Source organism: Variovorax sp. M-6 (assembly GCF_052114385.1).
Taxonomy (GTDB): domain Bacteria; phylum Pseudomonadota; class Gammaproteobacteria; order Burkholderiales; family Burkholderiaceae_C; genus Variovorax.
Map to the genome: position 1 here is coordinate 85,771 of NZ_JBFREQ010000021.1, position 23,289 is coordinate 109,059.

20 protein-coding genes are annotated in these 23,289 nt (G+C 68.8%); 15 read left to right on the forward strand and 5 right to left on the reverse strand.

Translation table 11 applies throughout. The features are described from left to right. The first annotated feature begins 89 nt into the window (after window positions 1-89). Complete coding sequence (locus tag AB4Z46_RS22175) at window positions 90-1,001, forward strand: LysR family transcriptional regulator (protein WP_442285702.1); 912 nt, start codon at window positions 90-92, stop codon at window positions 999-1,001. Window positions 1,002-1,019: 18 nt separating this feature from the next. Here AB4Z46_RS22175 and AB4Z46_RS22180 read toward each other — a convergent pair whose 3' ends face one another. After that, window positions 1,020-1,400 (reverse strand): hypothetical protein, encoded by a 381-nt coding sequence (locus tag AB4Z46_RS22180; protein ID WP_442285703.1) that lies wholly within the window; start codon window positions 1,398-1,400, stop codon window positions 1,020-1,022. Between the two features lie 248 nt (window positions 1,401-1,648). On the opposite strand from AB4Z46_RS22180, the gene xdhA reads away from it, so the two are divergent. From xdhA to AB4Z46_RS22230, 10 genes are all read left to right on the forward strand, one after another. Next, window positions 1,649-3,232, forward strand: coding sequence for a xanthine dehydrogenase small subunit (gene xdhA / locus AB4Z46_RS22185; RefSeq protein WP_442285704.1), 1,584 nt, complete (start codon window positions 1,649-1,651; stop codon window positions 3,230-3,232). Window position 3,233: 1 nt separating this feature from the next. After that, on the forward strand, window positions 3,234-5,660 hold the full coding sequence (gene xdhB, locus AB4Z46_RS22190) for a xanthine dehydrogenase molybdopterin binding subunit (RefSeq protein WP_442285705.1): 2,427 nt from the start codon (window positions 3,234-3,236) through the stop codon (window positions 5,658-5,660). Window positions 5,661-5,725: 65 nt separating this feature from the next. Continuing rightward, window positions 5,726-6,679: a LysR family transcriptional regulator gene (locus tag AB4Z46_RS22195; RefSeq protein WP_442285706.1), complete on the forward strand. Its 954-nt coding sequence runs from the start codon at window positions 5,726-5,728 to the stop codon at window positions 6,677-6,679. Between the two features lie 80 nt (window positions 6,680-6,759). Further along, the gene (locus AB4Z46_RS22200; protein WP_442285707.1) at window positions 6,760-8,127 is read left to right on the forward strand and encodes an NCS2 family permease; all 1,368 of its coding nucleotides are present in this window, start codon (window positions 6,760-6,762) and stop codon (window positions 8,125-8,127) included. Window positions 8,128-8,166: 39 nt separating this feature from the next. Next, window positions 8,167-9,708 carry an ABC transporter ATP-binding protein gene (locus tag AB4Z46_RS22205; RefSeq protein ID WP_442285708.1) on the forward strand — a complete coding sequence of 514 codons (1,542 nt, stop codon included), beginning with the start codon at window positions 8,167-8,169 and terminating at the stop codon, window positions 9,706-9,708. Next, window positions 9,701-10,855: an ABC transporter permease gene (locus tag AB4Z46_RS22210; protein ID WP_442285709.1), complete on the forward strand. Its 1,155-nt coding sequence runs from the start codon at window positions 9,701-9,703 to the stop codon at window positions 10,853-10,855. Before AB4Z46_RS22205 ends, AB4Z46_RS22210 begins: the two co-directional genes overlap by 8 nt. Beyond that, window positions 10,855-11,775, forward strand: a complete 921-nt coding sequence (locus tag AB4Z46_RS22215; protein WP_442285710.1) for an ABC transporter permease — start codon at window positions 10,855-10,857, stop codon at window positions 11,773-11,775. The genes AB4Z46_RS22210 and AB4Z46_RS22215 overlap by 1 nt, the downstream gene beginning before the upstream one ends. Before the next feature lie 51 nt (window positions 11,776-11,826). After that, window positions 11,827-12,996 carry a BMP family ABC transporter substrate-binding protein gene (locus AB4Z46_RS22220; RefSeq protein WP_442285711.1) on the forward strand — a complete coding sequence of 390 codons (1,170 nt, stop codon included), beginning with the start codon at window positions 11,827-11,829 and terminating at the stop codon, window positions 12,994-12,996. Between the two features lie 68 nt (window positions 12,997-13,064). Continuing rightward, the gene (locus AB4Z46_RS22225) at window positions 13,065-14,063 is read left to right on the forward strand and encodes a Rieske 2Fe-2S domain-containing protein (RefSeq protein WP_442285712.1); all 999 of its coding nucleotides are present in this window, start codon (window positions 13,065-13,067) and stop codon (window positions 14,061-14,063) included. Further along, window positions 14,063-15,115, forward strand: coding sequence for an adenosine deaminase (locus AB4Z46_RS22230; protein WP_442285713.1), 1,053 nt, complete (start codon window positions 14,063-14,065; stop codon window positions 15,113-15,115). The genes AB4Z46_RS22225 and AB4Z46_RS22230 overlap by 1 nt, the downstream gene beginning before the upstream one ends. 2 nt (window positions 15,116-15,117) lie before the next feature. On the opposite strand, the gene AB4Z46_RS22235 is transcribed toward AB4Z46_RS22230, so the two are convergent. Next, window positions 15,118-16,470: a threonine/serine ThrE exporter family protein gene (locus AB4Z46_RS22235; RefSeq protein ID WP_442285714.1), complete on the reverse strand. Its 1,353-nt coding sequence runs from the start codon at window positions 16,468-16,470 to the stop codon at window positions 15,118-15,120. Between the two features lie 169 nt (window positions 16,471-16,639). On the opposite strand from AB4Z46_RS22235, the gene AB4Z46_RS22240 reads away from it, so the two are divergent. Further along, entirely contained in the window at window positions 16,640-17,734 is a 1,095-nt protein-coding gene (locus AB4Z46_RS22240; protein WP_442285715.1) for a BMP family ABC transporter substrate-binding protein, read from the forward strand. 9 nt (window positions 17,735-17,743) lie between these two features. Here the strand turns inward: AB4Z46_RS22240 and AB4Z46_RS22245 are convergent, their stop codons facing one another. Beyond that, window positions 17,744-18,625, reverse strand: coding sequence for a LysR family transcriptional regulator (locus tag AB4Z46_RS22245; RefSeq protein ID WP_442285716.1), 882 nt, complete (start codon window positions 18,623-18,625; stop codon window positions 17,744-17,746). Window positions 18,626-18,725: 100 nt separating this feature from the next. On the opposite strand from AB4Z46_RS22245, the gene AB4Z46_RS22250 reads away from it, so the two are divergent. Next, window positions 18,726-19,328: a short chain dehydrogenase gene (locus AB4Z46_RS22250; protein WP_442285717.1), complete on the forward strand. Its 603-nt coding sequence runs from the start codon at window positions 18,726-18,728 to the stop codon at window positions 19,326-19,328. 12 nt (window positions 19,329-19,340) lie between these two features. Here the strand turns inward: AB4Z46_RS22250 and AB4Z46_RS22255 are convergent, their stop codons facing one another. Both AB4Z46_RS22255 and AB4Z46_RS22260 read right to left on the reverse strand, forming a co-directional pair. Then, window positions 19,341-20,003: an acyltransferase gene (locus AB4Z46_RS22255; RefSeq protein ID WP_442285718.1), complete on the reverse strand. Its 663-nt coding sequence runs from the start codon at window positions 20,001-20,003 to the stop codon at window positions 19,341-19,343. Further along, window positions 20,000-21,145: a glycosyltransferase family 4 protein gene (locus AB4Z46_RS22260; protein ID WP_442285719.1), complete on the reverse strand. Its 1,146-nt coding sequence runs from the start codon at window positions 21,143-21,145 to the stop codon at window positions 20,000-20,002. The genes AB4Z46_RS22255 and AB4Z46_RS22260 overlap by 4 nt, the downstream gene beginning before the upstream one ends. Window positions 21,146-21,328: 183 nt before the next feature. Here AB4Z46_RS22260 and guaD point away from each other — a divergent pair, with 183 nt between their 5' ends. Both guaD and dcd read left to right on the forward strand, forming a co-directional pair. Next, complete coding sequence (guaD, locus tag AB4Z46_RS22265; protein WP_442285720.1) at window positions 21,329-22,612, forward strand: guanine deaminase; 1,284 nt, start codon at window positions 21,329-21,331, stop codon at window positions 22,610-22,612. 61 nt (window positions 22,613-22,673) lie between these two features. After that, entirely contained in the window at window positions 22,674-23,240 is a 567-nt protein-coding gene (gene dcd / locus AB4Z46_RS22270) for a dCTP deaminase (protein WP_286371529.1), read from the forward strand. The last annotated feature ends 49 nt before the right edge of the window (window positions 23,241-23,289 follow it).

Sequence of the window (23,289 nt, forward strand, 5' to 3'; positions counted from 1 at the left end):
GTCTCCTTCTTGTGGGGGGCGGCCCGGAGGCCGTCCGCAGTGTGCGGGCGTGTCGATCCTTCTTCAATAAAATGATCGAACTAAGTAACATGAATCTCATGCATATCGATGCGATCGACCTGAACCTGCTGCGGCTGTTCGACGCGGTCTACCGGGCGCGCAGCGTGAGCCGCGCGGCCGAGTCGCTCGGACTCACGCAACCGGCGGCCAGCCACGGCCTGGGCCGGCTGCGCCTGCTGTTGAAAGACGCCCTGTTCACGCGGGCGCCGGGCGGGGTCGCGCCGACGCCGCGCGCAGAGCGGCTGGCGTCCGCGGTGCAGTCGGCATTGGGCATGCTGGAGGAAGCGCTCAACGAGCCCGACCGCTTCGAGCCGGCCGCCTCGCGCAAGGTGTTCCGCATCCACATGAGCGACATCGGGGAGGGGCGCTTCCTGCCGCCGCTGATGGCGCGGCTGGGCGAGATCGCGCCCGGCGTTCGGCTCGAGACCCAGCCGCTGCAGTCGGCGGACATCGCCCCGGCGCTCGACAACGGCCGCATCGACTTCGCCTTCGGTTTCCTGCCGAAGGTGCGCGACACCCAGCGCGCGCCGCTGCTGAAAGACCGGTACATCGTGTTGCTGCGCCAGGGCCATCCGTTCACGCGCGGGCGGCGCAACAGCCAGGCGCTGCTGGAGGCGCTGCAGGCCCTCGAGTACGTCGCCGTGCGCACCCATGCCGAGACGCTGCGCATCCTGCAGTTGATGAACCTCGAAGACCGCGTGCGCCTCACGGCGGAGCACTTCATGGTGCTGCCGGCGATCGTGCGGGCGACCGATCTGGCGGTGGTGATGCCGCGCAACATCGCGCGCGGCTTCGCGCAGGAGGGGGGCTACACGATCGTCGAGCCGGCCTTTCCGCTGCGCGACTTCACCGTGTCGCTGCACTGGAGCAAGCGTTTCGAGGCCGATCCGGCGAACCGGTGGCTGCGCCAGGTGATCAAGGATCTGTTCACCGAGCGCTGAAGCGGCAAGCGTCCCGAGCTACTGCGAGACCTGCAGCCAGCCGGTCGGACAGGCCTGGACGTCGGGGAAGAAGCCCACCGGGTTCTGGCAATACAGGTAGACGGGCAGCGCGCCCGCGTAGCCGACCGCGTTCACGGCCACGGGAAACGGCACGCCGACGAACACGAAACCACGCCTGGCGAAGAACGCGTGCCGCGCGGGAAATCCGCCGAATCCGTGGAATGGATGGAATCCAGGGCTTCCGTGGAAGCTTCCACCATTGTGCTGAAAGCCTCCACCGTTGTGTTGCGAGCCGCCACCGTGGCCGCTGCCGCCCTGCATGCCGTTGAAGGCAAGGCTGGGGGTCGGTCCGCCGGCCGCGGCGGCGATCAGAAAGGCCAAAGCCAGCAGTTTCTTCATGAAGAACTCCAGCTGTGAGGGGGAGTCCGGTTGGACCCCGGGTTCCCGGGCAAAGTTCGCTGTTCGCCGGCCCTTCGCAGCGCCACAATGAGACCCGGCCCCAAGGGTTTTCCCGAGCGTCACATACCGGCGCCCACATAAGAGATATGGCGGCGACCGTATGCGTGCGGCGCCGCAAAGCACTAACTTCCAGTTGGCCCGATTCTTGATCGCCCCAGAGCGTTGACTAAGACACCCACGAGATCCGCATGACCCCGAGCACCCAACCCATCCGCTTCTTCCACCGCGGCCGGATCGTCGACGTCAGCGGCGTGCATCCGACCCGCTCGGTGCTCGACTGGCTGCGCGAGGATGCCCGCTGCACCGGCACCAAGGAAGGCTGCAACGAGGGCGATTGCGGGGCCTGCACCGTGGTCATCGGCGAACTGGCCCAGCCCGGCGAAAAGGATGCGGTGGGCGGCCTTCGGCTGCAAACGGTCAATGCCTGCATCCAGTTCCTGCCGACGCTGCACGGCAAGGCGCTGTTCACGGTCGAGGACCTGAAGACGCAGTGCAGCCACGGCAGGGATCCGGCCCAGCACGACAAGCATCCGGTGCAGCGGCTGCACCCGGTGCAGCAGGCGATGGTCGACTGCCATGGCTCGCAGTGCGGCTTCTGCACTCCCGGCTTCGTGATGTCGCTGTGGTCGACCTACGAGCATCACCAGGAAGGCGGCAGCCGGCCGACCCGCCAGCAGCTGGCCGACGAGTTGTCGGGCAACCTGTGCCGCTGCACCGGCTACCGGCCGATCCTCGATGCCGGCCAGCGCATGTTCGACCTGCCCGGCGTGCGGCTCGCCACCGCGCCCGTGGTGGAGGCCCTGTCCACCCTGAAGCGCGACGGCACTTTCGACTACGCCGCGCCCCTGGGCCAGCGGCTGGACCATTTCCATGCGCCGACCACGCTGGCCGAACTCGCCGCCTTGCGCGAAGCCAAGCCGGGCGCACAGTTGCTCGCGGGTTCGACCGACGTCGGCCTGTGGGTCAACAAGCAGTTCCGCGATCTCGGCGACATCATCTCGGTGGGCGACGTGGCCGAGATGAAGGTGGTCGAGGAGCGCGGCGACGCGCTCTACATCGGCGCCGGCGCCTCGCTCGAGCTTGCCTTTCGCGCGCTGGCGCAGCGCGCGCCCAGCCTGACCGACGTCTGGCTTCGCTTCGCCTCGCCACCCATCCGCAATGCGGGGACCATGGGCGGCAACGTCGCCAACGGCTCGCCGATCGGCGATTCGCCGCCGGTGCTGATGGCGCTGGATGCCGAGATCGAACTGCGCCGCGGCGAACGCGTGCGCCGCATGCCGTTGCCGGACTTCTACGTCGACTATATGAAGAACCGGCTCGAGCCCGGCGAGTTCGTGCAGGGCATGTCGGTGCCGCTCGCGGCGCTCCGGCGGCAGGTCAGGGCCTACAAGATCAGCAAGCGCTTCGACTGCGACATCTCGGCCTTGTGCGGCGGCTTCTCGATCGCGCTCGACGGCGACGTGGTGAAGGAGGTGCGCCTCGCCTTCGGCGGCATGGCCGCCACGGTCAAGCGCGCCGCGCGCGCCGAGGCCGCGCTGACGGCCAAGCCCTGGACCCAGGCCAGCGTCAATGCCGCGAAGCTCGCGCTGGCGCAGGACTTCAAGCCGCTGACCGACATGCGCGCGAGCGCCGACTACCGCCTGCAGGTGGCGCAGAACCTGCTGCAGCGCCTGTGGCTGGAAACGCGCACCACCGACCCGCTGCCGGTGGAAGCCACCAGCGTCTGGAGCGTGATGCCCCATGCCGCCCTCGACGCCGTGCAAGGAGCCTGACATGAACAAACCCCTCGACCCCAGCCTGCTCCAGCCCGCGGAAGCCTTCGCGGACTACCTCACGAACGCGGCCGCCCGCATCGACGAGCGGGCCGAGGCCAAGGCGCACGACGACGGTGCGCGCGTGGGCATCAGCCGGCCGCACGAGTCGGCCCAGCTGCACGTGGCCGGCGAAGCGACCTACATCGACGACATCCCGGAACTCGCGGGCACGCTGCATTGCGCGCTCGGCCTTTCGCCCGCGGCCCACGGCCGCCTGAAGGCCATGAAGCTCGACGCGATCCGTGCGATGCCGGGCGTGGTGGCGGTGCTCACGGCGGCCGACATCCCGGGCAGCAACGACTGCGGCTCGATCGTCCACGACGACCCGATCCTCTGCAGCGGCGACATCCGCTACCTGGGGCAGCCGGTGTTCGCGGTGATCGCCGAGACGCGCGACGCCGCACGCCGCGCCGCCGCCCGCGCCGGCGACGCGCTCGAGATCGAGGCCGAGCCGCCGGTGCTGACGCCGCAGGACGCGCACGCCAGGGGCCAGTACGTGGTGCCGCCGATGCACCTGGTGCGCAGCACGAACGAGGGCGGCGCGCAGGCCGCGATCGCGAAGGCGCCGCACCGGCTCAAGGCCGAGCTCGACGTCGGCGGCCAGGAGCAGTTCTACCTCGAGGGCCAGATCAGCTACGCGATCCCGAAGGAGGGCGGCACGATGCACGTGTTCTGCTCGACCCAGCATCCGAGCGAGATGCAGCACCTGGTCGCGCACGCCCTGCATCTGCACGCGAACGAGGTCCAGGTCGAATGCCGGCGCATGGGCGGCGGCTTCGGCGGCAAGGAGTCGCAGTCGGCGCTGTTCGCCTGCGTGGCGGCGGTGGCGGCCAACAAGCTCAGGCGTCCGGTCAAGCTGCGGCTGGACCGCGACGACGACTTCATGATCACCGGTCGGCGCCACTGCTTCTGGTACGAGTACGAGGTCGGCTACGACGACGAGGGCCGCATCCTCGGCGCCGAGATCACGATGGTGTCGCGCGCCGGCCACTCGGCCGACCTGTCGGGCCCGGTGATGACCCGCGCGCTGTGCCACTTCGACAACGCCTACTGGCTGCCCGACGTGGCCATGCACGGCTTTTCGGGCAAGACCAACACGCAGAGCAACACCGCCTTCCGCGGCTTCGGCGGGCCGCAGGGCGCGATCGCGATCGAGAACATCCTCGACAGCGTGGCGCGCGAACTGGGCCGCGACCCGCTCGACGTGCGGCGCATCAATTTCTACGGCAAGGGCGAGAACAACGTCACGCCGTACGGCCAGCTGGTCAGCGACAACATCATCCACGAGCTGGTGGCCGATCTCGAAGCCACGAGCGGCTATCGCGCGCGGCGCGAGGAGATCGCGGCCTTCAACGCCAGGAGCCCGGTGCTCAAGCGCGGCATCGCACTGGCGCCGCTCAAGTTCGGCATCTCGTTCAACGTCAAGCACTTCAACCAGGCCGGTGCGCTGGTCCATGTCTACACCGACGGCTCGATCCTCGTGAACCACGGCGGCACCGAGATGGGGCAGGGCCTCAACACCAAGGTGGCACAGGTGGTCGCGCACGAACTCGGCGTCAGCTTCGAGAGCGTGCGGGTCACGGCGACCGACACGCAGAAGGTCGCCAACACCTCGGCGACCGCCGCGTCGACCGGCGCCGACCTCAACGGCAAGGCCGCGCAGGACGCCGCGCGCCAGATCCGCGAGCGCTTGGCCGCCTGCGCCGCGGCGCGCCACGGCGGCGACGCGTCGCAGGTGCGCTTCGCCAACGACAAGGTCGAGGTCAACGGCCGCACGCTGCCCTTCGCCACCGTGATCGGCGAGGCCTACCTCGACCGCGTGCAGCTCTGGTCGGACGGCTTCTACGCCACGCCGGGCCTCTCCTGGGACAAGGACCGGATGTTCGGCCGCCCGTTCTACTACTTCGCCTACGGCGCGGCGGTGAGCGAGGTGATCGTCGACACGCTGACCGGCGAATGGAAGCTGCTGCGCGCCGACATCCTGCACGACGCCGGCAAGTCGCTGAACCCGGCGGTCGACATCGGCCAGGTCGAAGGCGCCTTCATCCAGGGCATGGGCTGGCTCACGACCGAGGAGCTGGTCTGGCACCCGAAGACCGGCCTCCTGACCACCCACGCTCCCAGCACCTACAAGATCCCGACCGCCAACGACTGCCCGCCGGTGTTCAACGTGCGGCTGTTCGAGGGCCAGAACTTCGAGGACTCGATCCACCGCAGCAAGGCGGTCGGCGAGCCGCCGCTCCTGCTGCCGTTCTCGGTCTTCTTCGCGATTCGCGACGCGGTGTCGGCGGTGGGCGGCCACCGGGCCGATCCGCCGCTGCGCGCGCCGGCCACCAGCGAAGCGATCCTGAAGGCGATCACCGCGGTGCAGCAGGCTGCCGCCTGAGGGCCTTTCCATGTGAATGCAGCGCTGTATAACTGCCCGCACATTCCAGACCACGGCGGGCAGACATGAGAGACCAAGCGCTTCTCGACAAGATCGATCTTCACCTCATCCGGGTTCTACACACCGTGCTGACCGACCGCAGCGTCTCGCGTGCCGCCATCCGATTGGGGATGTACCAGCCCGCCGTCTCCGCCGCCCTCAAGCGGCTGCGAGAGCTTTCGGGCGACCCGCTGCTGGTGCGCTCGGGCTCGGGCATGGTGCCGACCGATGCCGGGCTGCGCATGATCGAACCGGCGGCCGCCATCCTGCGCTCGGCCGAGGTGCTGTTCAGCGACGCCCGCGGCTTCGATCCGCAGACCGCGGCGACCACCTTCCGCATCGCCGCCAGCGACTACCTGGACCCGCAGTTCCTGCCGATGCTGGTGGCGCAGATCAAGAGCCAGGCGCCGCTGTGCCACATCGAGATCCATCCGCTGTCGTCCGATTCGGACTATCACTCGCACCTGTCGCTCGGGCAGGTCGACCTGGTGATCGGCAACTGGCTCAAGCCACCGGAAGACCTGCACATGGCGCGCCTCTTCGGCGACGAGATCGTCTCGCTGGTCAACAAGGACCATCCGGCGGTGCGCCGCGGCTGGGACCTGGAAAGCTGGCTCGCGGCCGAGCACATCGCGCCGACGCCGCTGCATCCCGGGGCGCGCGGGATCATCGACCAGATGCTCGACGAGATGGGGCGGCAGCGCAACATCATGGCGCGCTGCGCCCACTTCGGGCTGATCCCGGACATGGTGGCCTCGAGCCTGCTGGTGCTCACCACCGGCCGCCAGTACTGCGAGCGCTTCCTCGACCGGCTGCCGGTCGCGGTCCTCGACTGCCCGGTGCCGCTGCCGCGCCTCATGTACTACCAGCTGTGGCACGAGCGCACCCATTCGTCGAGTTCGGCGCGCTGGCTGCGCGAGCGCACCAAGTCGGTGGCGGCCTCGCTGCGCCCGCCGCCGGCCGCCACCGGACCTGACTAGACCGATTCGTTTGTCGCGCCGGCGTCGCGACCCCTGCAGAAACGCCACGGGCCCCAAGAAATGAGACGGAGACAACAGCGATGAACCGGACAGAACAAGCGCTCGAGCTCGATGAGCGCGCCACCACCACGCCGCAGCCTTCCGCGGGCGGCTGGGCCGAGCGGATATTCAAGCTCAGGGAGCACGACACCACGGTGCGCACCGAACTGGTGGCGGGCCTCACCACCTTCCTGACGATGGCCTACATCATCTTCGTCAACCCGTCGATCCTCGGCGACGCGGGGATGCCGAAGGACGCGGTGTTCGTCGCCACCTGCCTGATCGCCGCCCTGGGCACCGGCATCATGGCGCTGTACGCCAACTACCCGATCGCGCTGGCGCCGGGCATGGGGCTCAACGCCTATTTCGCCTACGTGGTGGTGCTGCAGATGGGCTTCACCTGGCAGGCGGCGCTGGGGGCGGTGTTCGTCTCGGGCTGCCTGTTCCTGCTGGTCACGGTGTTCAAGCTGCGCGAGCTGATCATCCGCGGCATCCCGCATTCGATCCGGGTGGCGATCACGGTCGGCATCGGCCTCTTCCTCGCGATCATCGCGCTCAAGAGCGCCGGCATCGTGGCGCCGTCCAAGGCGACCTACGTCACGCTCGGCGACCTGCACACGCCCGAGGTGGTGCTGGCGACCCTGGGCTTCTTCCTGATCGTGGTGCTCGACCGGCTCAAGGTGCCGGGCGCGATCCTGATCGGCATCATCGCCGTCACCGTGGCTTCCTTCTTCTTCGCCGGCAACGTCTTCCACGGCATCTTCGCGCCGCCGCCCTCGATCGCGCCGACCTTCCTGCAGCTCGACATCAAGGCGGCGCTGTCGGGCGGCATCCTCAACGTGATCCTGGTGTTCTTCCTGGTCGAGCTGTTCGACGCCACCGGCACGCTGATGGGCGTGGCACGGCGCGCCGGCCTGCTGGTGCCGGCCAAGATGGACCGCCTCAACAAGGCGCTCTTGGCCGACAGCGGCGCGATCTTCGCGGGTTCGCTGCTGGGCACCTCCAGCACCACGGCCTACGTCGAAAGCGCGGCCGGCGTGCAGGCCGGCGGCCGCACCGGCCTCACGGCGCTCACGGTGGCGGTGCTGTTCCTGGCCGCGCTGGTGATCTCGCCCCTGGCCGGCGCGGTGCCGGCCTATGCGACGGCGCCGGCGCTGTTCTTCGTGGCCTGTTTGATGCTTAGGGAACTGACCGAACTCGATTGGGACGACACGACCGAGGTGGTTCCGGCGGCCGTGACGGCGCTGACCATGCCCTTCACCTATTCGATCGCCAACGGCCTGGCGTTCGGCTTCATCACCTATGCGGTGCTCAAGCTGTTCACCGGCCAGGCCAGGAAAGTCCACTGGATGGTCTGGCTGATCGGCGGCGTGTTCCTGTTCAAGTTCATCTATATCGGCGGACACTGACGACAATGCGTCGCTAAAACCCAAAGGCCAGGCACAGGCATGACAATCCACAGACTCCAGCTCGCGCACATCACGAAGCGCTATCCCGCGGTGGTCGCCAACAGCGATGTCTCGCTGACGGTGGCGCCCGGCGAAACCCACGCGGTCCTCGGCGAGAACGGCGCCGGCAAGTCCACGCTCATGAAGATCATCTACGGCTCGGTGAAGCCCGATGAAGGCAGCGTGATGTTCAACGGCCAGCCGGTCAACGTGCGCAACCCGCAGGAGGCGAGGGCGCTCGGCATCAGCATGGTGTTCCAGCATTTCAGCCTGTTCGACACCCTGACCGTGGCCGAGAACGTCTGGCTCGGCCTGGACAAGAGCCTGGCGCTGGCCGAGGTGGTGCGCCGCGTCCAGGCCAAGGCCGGCGAATACGGGCTGGACATCGACCCCTCGCGGCCGGTCCATACGCTGTCGGTCGGCGAAATGCAGCGGGTCGAGATCATCCGCGCGCTGCTGACCGACCCCAAGCTCCTGATCCTCGACGAGCCGACTTCGGTGCTGACGCCGCAGGCGGTGCAGAAGCTGTTCGTCGTGCTCAAGAAGCTGGCCTCCGAAGGCTGCAGCATCCTCTACATCAGCCACAAGCTGCACGAGATCCGCGAGCTGTGCACCGCCTGCACGGTGCTGCGCGGCGGCAAGGTCACGGGCGTGTGCAACCCGCAGAACGAATCCAACGAGTCGCTGTCGCGGCTGATGATCGGCGCCGAGCCGCCGCCCCTGCAGCACCGGCCGGTGCATGCGGGCGCGGTGGCGCTGCAGGTCAAGGCCCTGAGCCTGGCGCGCGAGGACCAGTTCGGCGTCGACCTCGACGGCATTTCGCTCGACGTCCGGGCCGGCGAGGTGGTGGGCATCGCGGGCGTCTCGGGCAACGGCCAGAAGGAGTTGCTCTATGCGCTCTCGGGCGAGGACACGCGGGCCGAGGCCCGCATGATCGAGGTCTTCGGCCAGCCGGCGGCGCACTTCCGGCCGCGCCGCCGACGGGCGCTGGGCCTGCATTTCGTGCCCGAGGAAAGGCTGGGCCGCGGCGCCGTGCCGACCCTGGCCCTGGCGCAGAACATGCTGCTGACGCGCAGCAACGCGGTCGGCCGCGGCGGCTGGATCCGCACCCGCGCGCTGCAGCAGCACGCGAGCGACATCATCCAGCGCTTCAACGTCAAGGCCGGCGGGCCGGGCGCGGCGGCGCGCTCGCTGTCGGGCGGCAACCTGCAGAAATTCATCGTCGGGCGCGAGATCGACGCCAATCCGAAGATCTTCATCGTCTCGCAGCCGACCTGGGGCGTGGACGTGGGCGCCGCGGCGCTGATCCGCGGCGAGATCCTGGCGCTGCGCGACGCCGGCTGCGCGGTGCTGGTGGTGAGCGAGGAGCTCGACGAGCTGTTCGAGATCAGCGACCGGCTCTACGTGATCGCCAAGGGGCGGCTCTCGCCCTCGATCGCCCGGGCCGCCGCCACGGTGCCGCAGATCGGCGAGTGGATGAGCGGACTCTGGGACAAGTCGCAGCATGCCGCCACGGCGGCGACGGAGGTGGCCCATGCTTAAGCTCGAACCCCGCCCGCAGCTGTCGCGCTTCTGGAGCTATGGCTCGCCGATCCTGGCGCTCCTGATCACGGTGCTGATCGGCATGGTGCTGTTCGCCCTGCTCGGCAAGGACCCGGTCAGGGGCCTCGCCGTGTTTTTTTGGGAGCCGATCAAGAGCGGCTATGCGCTGGGCGAGCTGATGGTCAAGGCGACGCCGCTCTTGATCATCGCGCTCGGCCTCGCGGTGTGCTTCCGCTCCAATGTCTGGAACATCGGCGCCGAGGGGCAGTTCGTGTTCGGCGCCATCGCCGCCGGCGGCGTCGCGCTGCTGGCCGACAAGACCACCGGCTCCTGGATCGTGGCCGCGATCCTGGCCGCGGGCATCCTGGGCGGCATGGTGTGGGCCGGCATCGTGGCCTTCCTGCGCGACAAGTTCAATGCCAACGAGATTCTCGTGAGCCTGATGCTGGTCTACGTGGCGGTGCTGCTGCTGGGCTACATGGTCTACGGGCCCTGGAAGGACCCGCAGGGCTACAACTTCCCGCAGACCAAGACCTTCGAGGCGGTGACGCAGATCCCGCGGCTCCTGAAGGGCTCGCGCGTGAGCATCGGGCTCCTGATCGCGCTGGCCGGCTCGGCGGCGCTGTGGATCTTCCTGTTCCGCACCCGCGCCGGCTTCGCCCAGCAGGTCGGCGGGCTGGCGCCGGCGGCCGCGCGCTACGCGGGCTTCTCGGCCCGGCGCGCGGTCTGGATCGCGCTCCTGACCTCGGGCGGCGCGGCCGGCCTTGCGGGTGCGCTCGAAGTGGCGGGCCCGATCGGCCAACTCACGCCCTACGTGCCGGCGGGCTACGGCTTCGCCGCCATCATCGTGGCTTTCGTCGGCCGGCTGCATCCGGTCGGCATGATCTTCTCGGCGATTCTCATGAGCATGTTCTACATCGGCGGCGAACTCGCCCAGTCGCGGCTCGGGCTGCCGAAATCGCTTACCGGCGTGTTCCAGGGCCTGCTGCTGTTCACGCTGCTGGCCTGCGACACGTTGATCGCGTACCGCATCAGCCGCAAGTCGGCGCCCAAGACCGTCGCCGCGACGGCGAGCGGCACCGGCTCGCTGCAGGCCAGCACGCCGTTGACCGCGCCCGTCGCCCGTCCCACCGAAGGAGCCGCATGATGGAATCCTACGCACTCCTCCTCGGCTCCACGCTCAGCGCCGGCACGGTCCTGGCCATCGCCGCCCTGGGCCTGCTGATCAACGAAAAGGCCGGCATCGTGAACCTCGGCGCCGAGGGCATGATGCTGTGCGCCGCGATCGCGGGCTTCGCCACCGTGGTGGTCACGCGCAGCACCTGGCTCGGCTTTCTGGCCGGCATGGCGGCCGGGGCGCTGCTGGCGGCCTTCTTCGGCGTGCTGGTGATCTGGCTCAACACCAACCAGTACGCCACCGGGCTGGCGCTGAGCCTGTTCGGCGTCGGCTTCTCGGCCTTCGCGGGCATCAATTTCGTGCAGGCCAAGCTGCCCGAAAGCGTGTCGTACGCGCTGCCGGTGCTGGGCGATATCCCGCTGGTCGGGTCAGCCCTGTTCCGCCATCACCCGCTGGTGTACTTCGCGGTGCTGCTGACGATCGGGCTGATCTGGTTCCTCTACCGGACCCGCGCCGGCCTGGTGCTGCGCTCGGTCGGCGAGTCGCCGGAATCCTCGCACGCGCTGGGCTACCCGGTGCGCCGCATCCGCTTCCTGGCGGTGATCGCCGGCGGCGCGCTGTGCGGGCTCGCGGGCGCCTACCTGTCGACGGTCTACACGCCGCTGTGGGTCGAGGGCATGGTCGCCGGCCGCGGCTGGATCGCGCTGGCGCTGACCACCTTCGCGACCTGGCGGCCGGTGCGGGTGCTGCTCGGCGCCTACCTGTTCGGCGGCGTCTCGATGCTGGGCTTCCACCTGCAGAGCACCGGCGTCAACATCCCGAGCCAGTTCCTCAGCATGCTGACCTACATCGCGCCGATCGTGGTGCTGGCGCTGATCTCGCGCAACCCGGCGTTCATCCGCGTCAACATGCCGGCCTCCATAGGAAAACCGTTCTACCCCGGCTCATAATCGCGTGTCGTTTTGTTTCTCCGTCAACCTGTCCTTCGAGGATTTCTAACAATGAATGATCTGAACAAGCGTTCCCTGCTCAAGCTGGCCGCCGTCACGGCGGTCGCTTCGGCCGCCCTCATCGGCTGCGGCAAGAAGGAAGAAGCAGCCGCGCCGGCCGCCGCACCCGCGGCCCCGGCGCCGAGCGCTGCGGCACCCGCGCCGGCGGCACCGCTGAACATCGCTTTCGCCTATGTCGGCCCGGTCGGCGACGGCGGCTGGTCGTTCGCACACGACAACGCCCGCAAGGCGGTCGAAAAGGAATTCGGCGACAAGATCAAGACCACCTTCGTCGAGAGCGTGCCCGAGAGCGCCGATGCCGAACGCGTGTTCCGCGACATGGTCAGCCAGGGCAACAAGCTGATCTTCGGCACCACCTTCGGCTACATGGAGCCGATGCTGAAAGTCGCGGCGGACAACAAGGAAGTCAAGTTCGAGCATGCCACCGGCTACAAGACGGCCGAGAACATGCGCACCTACGACAGCCGCACGTACGAGGGTGCCTACATGGCCGGCGTCATCGCCGGCTCGATGACCAAGAGCAACACACTGGGCGTGGTCGGCTCGGTGCCGATCCCCGAAGTGCTGCGCAACATCAACAGCTTCACGCTGGGCGCGCAGTCGGTCAATCCGAAGGTCACGACCAAGGTGGTGTGGGTCAACGAGTGGTTCAGCCCGCCGAAGGAGACCGAGGCCGCCACCGCGCTGATCAACGGCGGCGCCGACGTGCTGTTCCAGAACACCGATTCGCCGGCCGTGCTCAAGACCGCGCAGGAAAAGGGCAAGCGCGCCTTCGGTTGGGATTCCGACATGACCGCCTACGGCCCCAAGGCCCACCTGGGCTCGGCCGTGATCAACTGGGCGCCGTACTACACCAAGGCGGTGCAGGAAATGCTCGACGGCAAGTGGACCACGGGCCAGACCTGGTGGGGCGTGAAGGAAGGCGCGATCGACCTGGTGTCGATTGCCGAGGACGTTCCGGCCGAGACCAAGGCCAAGGTCGAGGAAGTCAAGAAGGGCCTGAAGGACGGCAGCTTCTCGATCTGGAAGGGCCCGATCGTCGACCAGGACGGCAAGGAAGTGGTGGCCGCCGGTGCGGTGGCCGACGACAAGTTCCTGAGCGGCGTCAACTTCTACGTCAAGGGCGTCGAAGGCAAGGTGCCGGGCGGCGAGAAGAAGTAATCGAAGGCCCCGGATTCCGGTGCGAAGGGTTGTCCTTGGGGCAACCCTTTTTCGTTTGAGGTTCCACGATGATTGAAAGACGACTCTGGCATCCGGTGGTGCTGGCGGACCAGGTGCGGGACGCGCCGCTGGCCGTGCGGCTGCTCGGCGAAGACCTGGTGCTGTGGCGCGACGAGGCGTCGGCCGTCCACGCCTGGGCGGACCGCTGTCCGCACCGCGGCGCGCAGCTTTCGCTGGGCCGCGTGGTGGCCTGCGAAGGCGGCGCGACCCTGGAGTGCCCCTACCACGGCTGGCGCTTCGAGGCCGGCGGCCGCTGCACCCGGGTGCCGGCGCTGCCGGACTTCGTGCCGCCGGCCACGCATCGCACCACCGTCCACGAGGCGCGTGAAGCGCACGGGCTGGTGTGGGTCCGGCTCGAGGCGGCGGAGGCGGGCGACGAAGCGCCACCGGCTTTCGCCGCGGAGGCCGACCCGCGCCTGCGCAAGCTCAACTGCGGCCCCTACGAGGTCGAAACCAGCGCACCGCGGCTGGTGGAGAATTTCCTCGACATGGCGCACTTCGGCTTCGTCCACGAGGGCTGGCTCGGCGCCCGCGAGATGGCGGCGATCGACGACTACCGGGTCGAGCCGACGCCGCGAGGCCTGCTCGCGACCGGCTGCAAGGCCTGGCAGCCGCAGTCGACGGTCCATTCGACCGCGCCGGCGCAGGTCGAGTACAGCTACGAGGTCATGGACCCCTATGCCGCGGTGCTGACCAAGGTGCCCGAGGCCGCGAGCGTCGGCATCGACGGCTACCGCGAAGCGATCGCGCTCTACATCTGCCCGGTCGACCCCGAGCGCAGCCGGGTCTGGTTCCGCTTCGCGACCGCCGACTTCGAGCGCGACGACGCGGCGCTGCGGGCCTTCCAGGACACGATCTTCCTGCAGGACAAGCCGGTGCTCGAATCGCAGCGGCCGCGCCGCCTGCCGCTGGACCTGCGGGCCGAGCTTCACACGGTGGCCGACAAGGCCTCTTCCCTCTACCGCCGCCACCTGAAGACGCGCGGCATCACCTTCGGAGTCTGCTGATGAACCCGCCCCGCCACACCGTTCCCGATATCGCCGCCGAACGCCTGCCCGCGCTGCTGCGTGCCATGCCCAAGGCCGAGCTGCACATCCACATCGAGGGTTCGCTCGAGCCCGAGCTGATCTTCGCGCTGGCGCAGCGCAACGGCGTCGCCATTCCCTATGCGAGCGTGGAGGACCTGCGCGCCGCCTATGCCTTCACCAACCTGCAGACCTTTCTCGACATCTACTACGCCGGCGCCAGCGTGCTGCTGAAGGAGCAGGATTTCTACGACATGGCCTGGGCCTACCTGGAGCGCGCGGCGGCCGACAACGTGCTGCGCACCGAAATGTTCTTCGACCCGCAGACCCACACCGAGCGTGGCGTCGCGATGCAGACCGTGATCGACGGCCTGCACCGCGCCTGTGTCGACGCCAAGGCGAAGCTCGGCGTCGATGCGGCGCTGATCCTGTGCTTCCTGCGCCACCTGAGCGAGGAGGAGGCCTTCGCCACGCTCGAACAAGCGCTGCCGTTTCGCGACCGCTTCATCGGCGTCGGACTCGATTCGAGCGAACTGGGCCATCCGCCCGAGAAGTTCGCGCGCGTGTTCGCGCGCTGCCGCGAGCTCGGCTTCCACCTGGTCGCGCACGCGGGCGAGGAGGGGCCGCCGGCCTACGTGTGGAGCGCGCTCGACGTGCTCAAGGTCGAGCGCATCGACCACGGCGTGCAGAGCACCAAGGACCCGGCGCTGATGAAGCGGCTGGCGCAGGACCGCATTCCGCTGACCGTGTGCCCGCTGTCGAACCTGAAGCTCTGCGTATTCCCCGACCTGCGCCAGCACAACCTGCGGGCGCTGCTCGATGGCGGCCTGGTCGCCACGGTGAACTCGGACGACCCGGCCTACTTCGGCGGCTACCTGAACCAGAACTTCGTCGAGACCTTCGCCGCCACCGGCCTCACGGCGCAGCACGCCTGGCAGCTCGCGGCCAACAGCTTCGAGGGCAGCTTCGTCGACGCCGCCGCGAAGCGGGCCTATGCCGACAAGCTCGACGCGGTGTTCGCCTCGTTCGCCTGAGCTCAGCGCCGCAGGCGCAAGTAGCGAAGCATCACGTCCGCCATCGTGCCGGCGCGCTGCAGCACGGGCTCGAACAGCGCGTTGTAGACGCCGGTGCCGATCACCGAGCCGAGCGCGATCGCCACGATCGAGAACAGCGTCGCGACGAAGTTCTCGACCCCCGCGAGCCGGTCGTTGACGACCAGTTCCGCCATGCCGATCAGGCCCAGCGAGCCGGGGACCAGCAGCCACAGCGCGGGCGTGAAGGTCACCATGGACGGCGGTCCGCCCAGGCGGTACTGGACCATGTAGGAGGCCGGCGTGATCAGCAGCGCGGCGAAGAAGCCGCTCATGTAGCCGCCGAAGGCCGCATTGCCGACCAGTTGGCCGGCCTGCGCGACGCACAGCAGCGCCAGCAGCCAGGGCAGGGTGCTCAGGCGGGCCGAGTAGTGCAGCGTGTGGCCGATGCCGAACAGGAACACGCCGAGCCACGGCGCCCAGGCACGGACGGCGGCGTCGGCCACCGGCACGAACAGCGTGTCGGGCGGCAGGCCGATGATCGAAGCGGCCGCCAGCATGCCGAGCACCAGGAACACCAGCTGCAGCAGGCCGGACACGAGGCGGGTACCCCCCGACACCACGTCCCCATAGGCCAGCTCGATGGTGGCGATGGCGAGCGTGCCGCCGGGCAGGAAGGTGACCAGCGAGGCCACCAGCACGTAGATCGGGCTGGCCGCGAAGCCGTGGCGGGCGGCCAGCAGCGACACCAGCGTCACCACGAAGGCCGCCACCGTGGGCAGCAGCGTGGTGATGACGCCGCGGTCGCGCGCCAGCACCTTGAGCACGCCGACCACCAGGCCGAAAAAGGCCGCCGCACCCACCACGTCGGCCGAGGGCCGCAGCACCAGCGCGATGCCCACCGTCACCAGCACATGGCCGAGCACCCCCCATGCGAGGCCGAGCCGTGGCTGCATCGCGAGAATGGCGTTGATGCGCTTGAGTCCCTCGGCGGGATCGATGGGCGCCCGCTCGGCATCGCGCGCCAGCTCGTAGGCGGCCTCGATCTGGTCGAATCGCAGCACCAGGCCCTGCTCGGCGGTGAATTCGATCTGCTGCACCTCTTCGTCGGCGAAGTTCACGAACACCACGGTGGGCAGCGCCAGCGCGTTGAAGTGGTCGACCTGGCAGGTCTGCGCCACGCGCCGCAGGCTGGTCTCGACCACGCCTGCCGGGGCCCCGGTGGCCAGCAGCAGGTGGCCCAGGCGCAGCAGGAAGCGCAGCAGCCGCCGGCGCTCGCGCAGCTGGCGCTCGGCATCGGCCGGCGAGACCGCGGCGACCGCTTCGGCGGCGCCCGGCAGCGTGGCGTCTATCGCCATGCGACCTGCTTGCGGGATCTGTCCGATCGGAGTGATCGCTGCATGAGTGCCCATCCTTGGTGCCCGCATTCTGCCGCGCCATGGCGTGGCCGACGCTGCGGGTAAAATCACCGCCGGCGCTGCTGCCCCGCAGCGTCTCTTTCATTCTGGGGCCATGTAGAGGAACACCATGTACAAAAACCTCGCAGCCGCGCTTGCGGCCGCCTGCTTTTTATCGCCTTCTTTTTCCCAACCCGCGCCGGCGGCCGATCCATTGCAGATCGGCTTCGTCTACGTCGCGCCGGTGACCGACGCCGGCTGGGTCCGCCAGCACGAGGACGGCCGCAAGGCGGTCGAGGCCGCGCTCGGCGCCAAGGTGAAGACCACCTATGTCGAGAACGTCGCCGAGGGCGCCGACGCCGAGCGCGTGATCCGCGACCTGGCGCGCCAGGGCCACAAGCTGATCTTCACCTCCAGCTTCGGCTACATGGAGCCGACGCTCAAGGTGGCGCGCGACTTCCCCGACGTGAAGTTCGAGTCGATCACCGGCTACAAGACCGCGCCCAACGTGGCGATCGCCAACGCGCGCTACTACGAGGGCCGCTACCTGGCCGGCGTCGCCGCCGGGCGCCTGACGAAGACCCACGTCGCGGGCTACGTCGCCGGCTTCCCGATCCCCGAGGTGCTGCAGGGCATCAACGCCTTCGCGCTCGGCATGCGCTCGGTCGATCCGAAGGCGCAGGTCAAGGTCGTGTGGCTCGACGCCTGGGTCGATCCGCCGAAGGAGCGCGACGCCGCGATGACCCTGTTCAACCAGGACGTCGACGTGATCGCCTTCCACACCGGTTCGACCGCGGTCATGGCCGCGGCGCAGGAGCGCGGCAAGATGGCCGTGGCCTACCACTCCGACATGCGCAAGGTCGCCCCCGATGCGCAGATCGTCGCCGTCACCCACCAGTGGGGTGGCTACTACACCGAGCGCGCCCGCGCGGTCCTCGACGGCAGCTGGAAGAGCGGCAGCGTCTGGGGCGGCGTCAAGGAGGGGATGATCCGGGTCGGCGATTTCGGCCCCAAGGTGCCGAAGCCGGTGCAGGACGAGGTGCTCGCGCGCCAGCAGGACATCGCGGCCGGTCGGCTGCAGCCCTTCCGCGCCGCGGCCGACGTGCGCGACAACGAGGGCCGGGTGGTGATCGCCAAGGGCCAGAGCCTGAGCGACGAGCAGATCCTTAACATGAACTGGCTGGTTGAAGGCGTGCAAGGCAGGGTCGCGCGCCGGACGCCCTGAGCCTCGGCCTCAGCCTAGCCGATCCATCACGAAGTCCACGAAAGAGCGCAGCTTGGCGCTCGGCCGTGCCTCGGGCAGCCGGACGACGTACACGTCGCTCGTGGGCAGCTCCCAGTCCGGCAGCAGTTGCACGACCTGGCCCGCTGCCAGCGCCGGGGCGAGCAGCGGATCGGCCTGCACGATCACGCCGACGCCCTGGATGGCCGCGGTGAGCAGCGCCTGTCCGTTGTTGCTCACCAGCGGGCCGTTGACCCGGACGTGCACGGTCTGGCCCTCGCGCGTGAAGCGCCATGCATGCGCCGGGCCCCAGGCCGCGAAGGACAGCAGCGGCAAGGCTTCCAGCGCCGAAGGATGATCCGGCGCCCCGTGGCGGGCGACGAAGCCCGGGCTCGCGACCGCGAACATGCGCGAGCGCGCCAGCGGGCGTGCAACCAAGCCGTCTGCCACCGGAGCGCCCGAGCGCACGCCGCAATCGAAGCCTTCCTCCGCCAGGTCGACCACCCGGTCGTTGAGATTGAGCTCCACCCGCACCTGCGGATAGGCCGCCATGTAGTCGCCGACGACCGGCATCAGCCGGTGCGCGCCGTAGGCCACGGGCGCCGTGACCCGCAGCGTGCCCTGCGGCACCGCGCGCAGCGATTCGGCCACCCCGTCGGCGGTGTGCACGCTGGCGAGCACGTCGCGGCAGCGCTCCAGGTAGGCCGCGCCGATCTCGGTCAGCCGGTGGCGGCGCGTGCTGCGCTCGAGCAGGCGCGCGCCGAGCCGGGTTTCGAGGGCGTGGATGTGCTTGCCGACCATCACCGCCGAGAGGCCCAGCGCCTGCGCGGCGCCCGCGAAGCTGCCGGCATCGACGGCGGCAACGAAGACTTCCATGGCGCGCAGTTTGTCCATATTCAGAACTTCAAGTTTCGAATGGGCAAAGCTTAAGCCTATTTATCAAATAGATTCTTCGTAAAACAATGGCGGTCATCTCATTGATCTGGAGTTCCCCATGAAGATTCTTCTTGTCGGCGCGAGCGGCGCCGTCGGCCGCGCGGTCGCGTCGGCCCTGGCGCCCCGGCACGAGGTCATCGGCGCCGGCCGGCAGCATGGCGACCACCCGGTCGACATCACGAGCGATGCCAGCGTGGCGGCGCTGTTCGACGCCGTCGGCCCGCTCGATGCGATCGTCTCGGCCGCGGGCGGCGTTTTCTTCGGGCCACTGGAGGCGATGCGTCCGGCCGATTTCAACCTCGGCCTGCAGGACAAGCTGCTTGGCCAGGTGCGGCTGGCGCTGCTCGGCCAGCGGGCGCTGCGCGACGGCGGCTCGATCACGCTGACCACCGGCATCGTGTCCGACGAGCCGATCCGCCAGGGCGCCAACGCGGCCGCGGTCAACGCGGCGGTCGAAGGCTTCGTGCGCGCGGCCGCCATCGAGTTGCCGCGCGGCCTGCGCATCAATGCGGTCAGTCCGACGGTGCTGACCGAATCGCTGGCGGACTACGGTGCCTTCTTTCCCGGCTTCGAATCGGTGCCTGCCGCGCGCGCGGCCCTGGCCTACGTCCGCAGCGTCGAGGGGGCGCAGACCGGGCGCGTCTACCGGGTCTGGCAGTGAGGTCCGCGCGGCTCAGTCCACGAAGCCGCTGGCGCGATGGAAGTAGGCGGCGTCGGTGGGAAGGCCCTTGACCCGCACCGCCGGCTGTCCCGCATAGACCGCGAATTCCTCGGTGTGGACCTTGTTGAGCACGGAGCCCGCGCCGAGCACCGATCGGTCGGGCAGCGCCGCGCCGCCGAGGACCGTGACGCGCGTTCCGACCAGGCAGTAGGCGCCGATGCGGATCGGCTTGCAGTCCTGCCGGCCGTCGACCACGTGGATGCCGTGCGTGATGAGCTGCGAGTGGTAGCCCGCGATGGTCGTGAAGGCGCCGATCTCGACCTTGTCGGTGCAGTCGATGATGTGCGACTTGGTGATCGCGGCGTGCTCGCCGAGCAGCAGCGCCGGATCCCGCTGCGTCCGGTGCCTGAAATGCCCGCCCGCGAGCGCGTGCCCGGTGATCCAGTTGGAGCGCTCGATGATGGAATGCGCGCCGCACTCCAGCCGTTCCAGGTGGATGGCGACGTTCAGGTGGCCGATGTAGGCGCCTTCCCCCATGACCAGCCGGCCCGGAAAGATGTAGGACAGTCCGATGCGGGCGCCGTCCGCGATCTGGTAGCCCCAGAAGCGGCGCAGCAGCCAGCGCTTCAGCACCCAGGGAAGGAACACCACGCCGAGCGACAGCAGCCGCTTCACGGCTGCCGTCCGCGTTCTTCGATCGCGCGCCGGTAGGCGGCCACGTTGGCGGCGGCCATCTGCGCCGGGGCGTAGAGCGCGGCGTTGGCGAGCCCCTGGCGGCGCATCTCTTCCAGGCGCGGGCCCGCGCGCTCGATCGCGGCGGCCATGGCGGCGGGATCCTTGGGGTCCATGTAGACGGCGCCGTCGCCGCCGATCTCGTTCATCGGCGCGAGATCGGAGGTGAACACCGGGCAGCCGCACGCCTGGGCCTCGATCACGGGCCACCCGAAGCCTTCCTGAAGCGAAGGAAAGAGCAATGCCGTCGCGCTGGCATAGACCGCCCGCAGTTGCTGGTGGGAGACGCCCTGTACGGCCATGACGCGGTCCGCGACGCCATGCTGGCGCGCCAGTTCGACCAGTTCGGGCCCGGGCTCGGGTCCGACGAAGACCAGCCGCTCGACCATGGCGGGCCGGCCCTCGGCGGCGGCGCGCTGCCGCAGCGCGATGAAGGTCTCCAGAACCCTTCGGCGGTTCTTGCGAGGCAGTTCCAGGCCGACGTGGAGCAGGAAGGGTTCCCCGGCGGGGATTCCCAGGCTTGCGACCAGCGGCTGCGCCTCCTCGAGGGGCACCGGAGAAAAATCGTCGTTGAGTCCGTGGCGCGCGGTCGTCACTCTCGACTCCCGGACCACGCTCAGGGCGATGAGTTCGCGCCGGGTCAGGTCCGAGGCGCAGGCCACCACGTCGGCGCGCGCGAGTCCCTTGACGATCAGGCGCTGGAACAGCCGGCCGCTCCAGCCGACGTTCCAGCCTTCGACCATCCCCTGGGCGGCCTGCACCGCGATCACGTCGTGGCAGCTGATGACATTGGGCTTGCCGTCGACCCACGGGATGTACATCGCGTTGGAATGGTCGGTCACATGGACGACGTCGGCCCAGCGCGCCTGCCGCGCCAGCGACGGGATGAAGAGAATGAACTTGTCGACGTAGCCGAACCACTTGCGCCAGCGCCACGAGCTGGCAAAGCGCTGCACGCGCGGGGGCGGGGCGACCACGCGGACTTCGCAGCCGAGGCGGGGAAGCTCGCGTTCGAGCACACGCCGGAAGGCGAGCATGCTGGTCTGGGCGTCGGGTTCGTAGTTCGCGACGAGAAGCACTTTCATCGTTCTTGGGGGTCGCTGGCGTCGCGAGCAGTCATCCTGTAAGAAAAAGGGTTGCGGGATTATGTTCGACCGTCGACCGGATCGACGCCGACAGTCGCGCGGGCAGTCGACCTCTTTGTGACATATAGCCTCCATACGAGCAAGCACATTGCATCCCGGCGTTGCCGCCTTACCCTCGGGGCCATGCAAGCCTACCGCGCCTCTCTTTTGCGATTCGACGCCGCCGGCCAGCCGGTTTTCGACACCGACGGCCTGCTGGTCGTCGGCCCCGACGCCCAGGGCCGCCAGCGGGTGCTGGACGCCGGTGCCTTTGGCGACGTCGTGGCCCGCCATCCCGCCGTGCCGGTCACCCACTGGCCGGGCCGGATCCTGGCGCCGGGTTTCGTCGACATGCACATCCATTTTCCGCAGACCGACATCATCGGCGCGCCCGCCGACGGACTGCTGCCCTGGCTCGAGAACTACACCTTCCCGGCCGAGAGCCGGTTCGCCGACCCGGTCCATTCGGCCGAGGTGGCGGAGGTGTTCTTCGACGAACTGCTGCGCAATGGCGTCACCACCTCGCTGACCTTCGCGACCTCGCACCCGCAGTCGGTCCAGGCCTTCTTCGAGGCGGCCCGACGGCGGCAACTGCGCATGATCTCCGGAAAGGTGCTGCAGGATCGCCATTCACCGGACGGCGTCCGCGACGAAACCGAGCAGAGCCTGATCGACACCGAGGCGCTGATCCGCCAATGGCACAACCAGGACCGCCTGGGCTACGCCATCACCCCGCGCTTCGCCCCCACCAGCACCGACGCGCAGCTGCGCGGCGCGGGCGAACTGGCCGCGAAATATCCCGACACCTGGGTCCATTCGCACGTGGCCGAGAACAAGGACGAGATCAAGTGGGCGCGCGAGCTGTTCCCGAAGGCCCGCTCGTACCTCGACGTCTACGCGGGCTTCGGCCTGATGCGCGAGCGAGCCGTCTACGCCCACTGCATCCATTTCGACGACGACGACCGCCGCCTGATGCGCGAGACCGGCACCGCCTCGGCCGTCAGCCCGACCAGCAACCTGTTCCTCGGCAGCGGCTTCTTCGACTTCGAGGGGGCCGACCGCATCGGCTACCGCTACGGCCTGGCCAGCGACGTCGGCGGCGGCACCAGCTTCAGCCCGTTCGCGACCATGCTCGCGGCCTACTACGTCGGCCGCGAGGGCCAGACCAAGCCCGGCGTCAGCATGGCGCCGTCGCAGCTGTGGTGGCGCCACACGGGCGGCGCGGCGCGTGCGCTCGGGCTCGACGGCGTCATCGGCAACCTGCAGCCGGGCTGCGAGGCCGATTTCCTGGTGATCAATCCGAAGGCCACGCCGCTGCTGGCGCGCAAGACGGCGCTCGCGAACAACCTCGAGGAGCTGCTGTTCTCGCTGATCGTGCTGGGTGATGACCGGCTGATCGAGCGCACGGTCATTTCGCAGGCCGGATAGCCCCCACGCTCCGTCCCTGGGCGCCTCCTTAGAATAGCGGCCCCGAGGAAGGACCCCCGACATGAGCATCAAGAGCGACAAGTGGATCCGGCGCATGGCCGAGAAGAACGGCATGATCGAGCCCTTCGAGCCGGGCCAGATCCGCGAGCAGGACGGCCACAAGATCATCAGCTACGGCACCTCGAGCTACGGCTACGACATCCGCTGCGCCCCTGAATTCAAGGTCTTCACCAACATCCACAGCACCGTGGTCGACCCGAAGAACTTCGACGAGAAGAGCTTCGTCGACTTCCACGGCGACAGCTGCATCATCCCGCCCAACAGCTTCGCGCTGGCGCGAACGGTCGAGTACTTCCGCATCCCGCGCAACGTGCTGACCATCTGCCTGGGCAAGAGCACCTACGCGCGCTGCGGCATCATCGTCAACGTCACGCCCTTCGAGCCCGAATGGGAAGGCTACGTCACGCTGGAGTTCAGCAACACCACGCCGCTGCCGGCCAAGATCTACGCCGGCGAGGGATGCGCCCAGGTCCTGTTCTTCGAGAGCGACGAGGTCTGCGAGGTGAGCTACAAGGACCGCGGCGGCAAGTACCAGGGCCAGCGCGGCGTCACCCTTCCGAAAGCCTGAGGACGAGGTCTTGGTGAGGGCGTACCATCCTGCGACGGCCGTCTGGCAG

Excerpts from the sequence above, each read along its gene's own strand:
- AB4Z46_RS22220 (WP_442285711.1), top strand. The coding sequence starts at position 11,827 with ATGAATGATCTGAACAAGCGTTCCCTGCTCAAGCTGGCCGCCGTCACG.
- AB4Z46_RS22230 (WP_442285713.1), top strand. The coding sequence starts at position 14,063 with ATGAACCCGCCCCGCCACACCGTTCCCGATATCGCCGCCGAACGCCTG.
- AB4Z46_RS22210 (WP_442285709.1), top strand. The coding sequence starts at position 9,701 with ATGCTTAAGCTCGAACCCCGCCCGCAGCTGTCGCGCTTCTGGAGCTAT.
- AB4Z46_RS22225 (WP_442285712.1), top strand. The coding sequence starts at position 13,065 with ATGATTGAAAGACGACTCTGGCATCCGGTGGTGCTGGCGGACCAGGTG.
- AB4Z46_RS22240 (WP_442285715.1), top strand. The coding sequence starts at position 16,640 with ATGTACAAAAACCTCGCAGCCGCGCTTGCGGCCGCCTGCTTTTTATCG.
- AB4Z46_RS22180 (WP_442285703.1), bottom strand. The coding sequence starts at position 1,400 with ATGAAGAAACTGCTGGCTTTGGCCTTTCTGATCGCCGCCGCGGCCGGC.
- xdhB (WP_442285705.1), top strand. The coding sequence starts at position 3,234 with ATGAACAAACCCCTCGACCCCAGCCTGCTCCAGCCCGCGGAAGCCTTC.
- xdhA (WP_442285704.1), top strand. The coding sequence starts at position 1,649 with ATGACCCCGAGCACCCAACCCATCCGCTTCTTCCACCGCGGCCGGATC.
- AB4Z46_RS22260 (WP_442285719.1), bottom strand. The coding sequence starts at position 21,145 with ATGAAAGTGCTTCTCGTCGCGAACTACGAACCCGACGCCCAGACCAGC.
- AB4Z46_RS22215 (WP_442285710.1), top strand. The coding sequence starts at position 10,855 with ATGGAATCCTACGCACTCCTCCTCGGCTCCACGCTCAGCGCCGGCACG.
- AB4Z46_RS22245 (WP_442285716.1), bottom strand. The coding sequence starts at position 18,625 with ATGGACAAACTGCGCGCCATGGAAGTCTTCGTTGCCGCCGTCGATGCC.
- guaD (WP_442285720.1), top strand. The coding sequence starts at position 21,329 with ATGCAAGCCTACCGCGCCTCTCTTTTGCGATTCGACGCCGCCGGCCAG.
- AB4Z46_RS22175 (WP_442285702.1), top strand. The coding sequence starts at position 90 with ATGAATCTCATGCATATCGATGCGATCGACCTGAACCTGCTGCGGCTG.
- AB4Z46_RS22235 (WP_442285714.1), bottom strand. The coding sequence starts at position 16,470 with ATGGCGATAGACGCCACGCTGCCGGGCGCCGCCGAAGCGGTCGCCGCG.
- AB4Z46_RS22200 (WP_442285707.1), top strand. The coding sequence starts at position 6,760 with ATGAACCGGACAGAACAAGCGCTCGAGCTCGATGAGCGCGCCACCACC.
- AB4Z46_RS22250 (WP_442285717.1), top strand. The coding sequence starts at position 18,726 with ATGAAGATTCTTCTTGTCGGCGCGAGCGGCGCCGTCGGCCGCGCGGTC.
- dcd (WP_286371529.1), top strand. The coding sequence starts at position 22,674 with ATGAGCATCAAGAGCGACAAGTGGATCCGGCGCATGGCCGAGAAGAAC.
- AB4Z46_RS22195 (WP_442285706.1), top strand. The coding sequence starts at position 5,726 with ATGAGAGACCAAGCGCTTCTCGACAAGATCGATCTTCACCTCATCCGG.
- AB4Z46_RS22205 (WP_442285708.1), top strand. The coding sequence starts at position 8,167 with ATGACAATCCACAGACTCCAGCTCGCGCACATCACGAAGCGCTATCCC.